This is a genomic window from uncultured Amaricoccus sp., assembly GCF_937858865.1.
Lineage (GTDB): Bacteria > Pseudomonadota > Alphaproteobacteria > Rhodobacterales > Rhodobacteraceae > Amaricoccus.
This window is the reverse complement of record NZ_CALLYO010000588.1, coordinates 1-3,279: the sequence shown is the minus strand read 5'-3', so window position 1 is coordinate 3,279 and position 3,279 is coordinate 1. Positions and strand designations below refer to the sequence as shown.

At 71.6% G+C, this 3,279-nt stretch carries 3 protein-coding genes and 1 tRNA gene; 3 read left to right on the top strand and 1 reads right to left on the bottom strand.

Annotated elements, in window-relative coordinates; translation table 11 throughout:
* Positions 1-293, bottom strand: a 293-nt coding sequence (locus Q0112_RS17495) for a replication initiator protein A (protein WP_297977292.1), incomplete at its 3' end; no start/stop codon positions are given.
* A gap of 391 nt (positions 294-684) precedes the next feature.
* Here Q0112_RS17495 and Q0112_RS17490 point away from each other — a divergent pair.
* The 3 genes from Q0112_RS17490 to Q0112_RS17480 all read left to right on the top strand — a co-directional run bounded on the left by Q0112_RS17490 (position 685) and on the right by Q0112_RS17480 (position 3,279).
* Positions 685-2,121, top strand: a complete 1,437-nt coding sequence (locus tag Q0112_RS17490) for an AAA family ATPase (RefSeq protein ID WP_297977291.1) — start codon at positions 685-687, stop codon at positions 2,119-2,121.
* Entirely contained in the window at positions 2,121-3,116 is a 996-nt protein-coding gene (locus Q0112_RS17485; RefSeq protein ID WP_297977290.1) for a ParB N-terminal domain-containing protein, read from the top strand. The genes Q0112_RS17490 and Q0112_RS17485 overlap by 1 nt, the downstream gene beginning before the upstream one ends.
* Positions 3,117-3,189: 73 nt before the next feature.
* Positions 3,190-3,279: transfer RNA gene (locus tag Q0112_RS17480), tRNA-Ser, on the top strand.

Genomic DNA, 3,279 nt, shown 5'->3' with positions numbered 1-3,279 from the left:
CGCCCGGCGTTCACCGCCGCCATCAGCTGGCTGATGCAGTAGATCAGCACGTCCTTGTCGTGGATCGTCGCCAGGCCCTTCACCGATGGCGTCACCTCGATCGCCGCCGCCCCGTGCTCGTAGCGCAGGATCCGCCGGTCCGGCCGCGTCGCCAGCGTGAAGAGCGGATGCTCCATGGAGGCCATGTCGTCCTTGGGCACCGCCCAGGGCACGTCGCAGATGAAGAAGCCGCCCGGCTCGGCCTGAACCGGAAACGGGGCGCCTGATGCCACCCCGACGATGCTCTGCCCCATGAAACGGTGGTTCCGTTTTCTATCGTGGTTTCGGTGACGCCCACGATGCCGCGCCCCCCCTCCCCTGGCAAACGGATCTTTCGCGGTTCCGGAATCGCTTCCCCGTGGTTTCGGAGTCGGGGAAACGTGGTTCCGGAATCGCCCGGGGGCCCGGCGGCACGGAATCCCGAGGGGATTCTAGGATCTTGGCAAGGCGGCCCCGAGGCGTAACACTCTCTCTAACACGAGATAACACCGGCGAAGTTTTTTCCCGGGGTCCGCGACAGACCCTCAGAAGCTACGAAAACACCCTGATCCGCCTCGAAAAAAGCGAATCGCGTGACGGTTTCTGTTCCATGTTCCACGAATCATGGTACACTGCCGAAAACGCGATACATGAGGCAACGAGCGGATGGCCCAGGACCCCGAGGAGGCGCTGCCTCCCTACTTCGGCATCTCCCCCGACGAAGCACTGGCCGAGCTCGGCGCCCCGGTCGGCACCCGAGACCTGGCGGCGATCGCCGAGACCTGCGCCCGCGGCCGCGACGACCTCGCCGGCCGCGGACACGAGGCGCACGGCCGCAAGACGCTCAGGCTCTTCTCCACCTGGGAGATAACCCGCTACCTGATCCCGGTCGCCCAGGCCCACTTCCGCCGCGTCCTCCGCCAGAACCCCGCCCTCCCCCAAGGCCGCACCGAGACGGCGGGCGGGGCGAAGTGGTTCACCCTCGACGAGGTGCTGCGCCTGCGCGCCCACTTCGCCGCCGAAGGGTCGCGCGCGAAACCCTACGCCCCCTGGCGCCCGGCCGGGCTGCCGGCGAAGGTCGCGGCGATCGCCAACTTCAAGGGCGGGGTCGGCAAGACCTCCATGGCGGCACACCTCGCCATGTCGGCCGCCCTCGACGGCTACCGGGTGCTCGTCGTCGACCTCGACAGCCAGGGCTCGATGACCTCGATCTTCAGCGGCAGGGTCGCCACGGAATGGGACACGGTCTTCCCGCTGGTCGCCCGCGACTACGCCCTCGGGCTGCAGGCCGAGAACCGCCGCCGGGTCGAGCGCGGCGAGCCGCCGCTCCCCCTCGACGAGACCCTGACCGCCGCGCTGGAGAAGTCCGCCGCCGACGTCATCCAGAGGACCCACTGGCCGTCGATCGACCTGATCGGCGCCCAGCTCAACCTCTACTGGGCCGAGTTCCAGATCCCCGTCTGGCGCATGTCCCTGCGCGCCTGGAAGCTCTGGGAGGCGCTCGGGCGGGCCTTCGAGCGCGACGGCGTGCTCGACGCCTACGACCTCGTCATCCTCGACACCCCTCCGGCGCTCGGCTACCTGACGATCAACGGGCTCACCGCCGCCGACATCCTGCTCGTCCCTCTGGGCGCCTCCTTCCTTGAGTTCGACTCCACCGGCCGCTTCTTCGACATGCTGCACTCGACCTTCGCCTCGATCGAGGACGGCGAGAACATCGCCGCCCGCGCCTTGGGGCGCCCGGAGATCCGCTTCGAATGGGACGCGGTGCGGGCGGTGATCACCCGCTACGACGCCGGCCAGCAGGCCGAGCTCGCGGCGCTGATGCAGGCCTACTTCGGCCGCACCCTCTCGCCCTTCCGCCAGGACTTCACCGCGCTGGTCGGCCAGGCCGGCGAGCAGGCCGGCGGCATCTACGAGGCCGACTACCGCGACTTCAACCGCGAGACCTACGCCCGCGGCCGCCAGACCTTCGACGCCACCTACGCCGCCTTCAAGAAGCTGCTGCTGGCCGCCTGGCGCCGCGACGAGCTCGAAGCCGCATCCGAGGCCGGCGCCGCGACCACCGCCCGCGAACCCGAGCACAGGAAGGAGACCGCCTGATGGCCCGCCGTCGCCTGACCCTCGGGGATACGCTCGACGTTCCGCGCGCGGAACATGCCCCCGCCGCCCCCTCCCCTGCCCTCTCGCTCTCGCCGTCCGCCCCGATCGCCCGCGTCGCCGCCGAGGCCGCCGGCGCCGCCGCGCTCCAGGAGCTGACCGAGACCGTCGCCCGCGCCCGCGACAGCGGCCGCATGATCCTCGACCTCCCCCTCGACGCCATCGCCCCCGACCATCTCGCCCGTGACCGCCTGCCCGTCGAGGACGCCGAGATGGCGTCCCTGCGCGAGTCGATCCGCCTGCACGGCCAGCGCACGCCGATCGAGGTCACCCCGCTGGTTTCGGAAGGACGGGCGGGCGCCCTGCCCTACGGCCTCATCTCCGGCTGGCGCCGCCTCGCCGCGCTGAAGGCGCTCCACGCTGAGGTCGGCGAGCCCCGCTTCGCCACCGTCCAGGCGCTCGTCCGTCGCCCGGAGACCGCCGCCGACGCCTACGTCACCATGGTCGAGGAGAACGAGATCCGCCTCGGCCTCAGCCACTACGAGCGTGCCCGGGTCGCTGCGCTGGCCACCGCCCGCGGCGTCTTTCCGACCGAGGATGGCGCGCTGCGCGCCCTCTTCGCCACCGCCAGCCGCCCGAAGCGCTCGCGCATCCGCGCCTTCCTCGAGATCTTCCACGCCCTCGACGACACCCTCCGCTTCCCCGCCCACCTCCCCGAGCGTCTCGGCCTCGCCCTCGTCGAGCGCCTGCGCGCCGGCGAGGCCCCCCGCATCGCCGCCGCCCTCGCCGCCGCCGACCCCGCGACACCGGAAGCCGAGCTCGCCGCCCTGACCGCCCTCCTCGCCGCGCCTCGGCCCGCCCCCGTCACCGAGACCCTCGCCCCCGGCCTCGCCCTCGAGACCCGCCTCAAGGGCCGCACCCTCACGCTGCGCCTGCAGGGCGAGGCCGTCACCCCGGCGCTGGCGGAGCGGATCCGGGCGCTCCTCGCCCAGCTCTGAGGCTGGCGAGAGCGGGCGAGCACGCGGACTGGGACTTGCCCTGCGCGGCTTCCCGTGGTTTCTGGCTCCCGCCGGAGAGGTGGCCGAGTGGTCGAAGGCGCACGCCTGGAAAGTGTGTAGGCGGGGAACCGTCTCGAGGGTTCGAATCCCTCTCTCTCCGCCA

Bases quoted from the DNA above. Each gene is read 5' to 3' on its own strand.
- Q0112_RS17490 (WP_297977291.1), top strand. From the start codon at position 685: ATGGCCCAGGACCCCGAGGAGGCGCTGCCTCCCTACTTCGGCATCTCC.
- Q0112_RS17485 (WP_297977290.1), top strand. From the start codon at position 2,121: ATGGCCCGCCGTCGCCTGACCCTCGGGGATACGCTCGACGTTCCGCGC.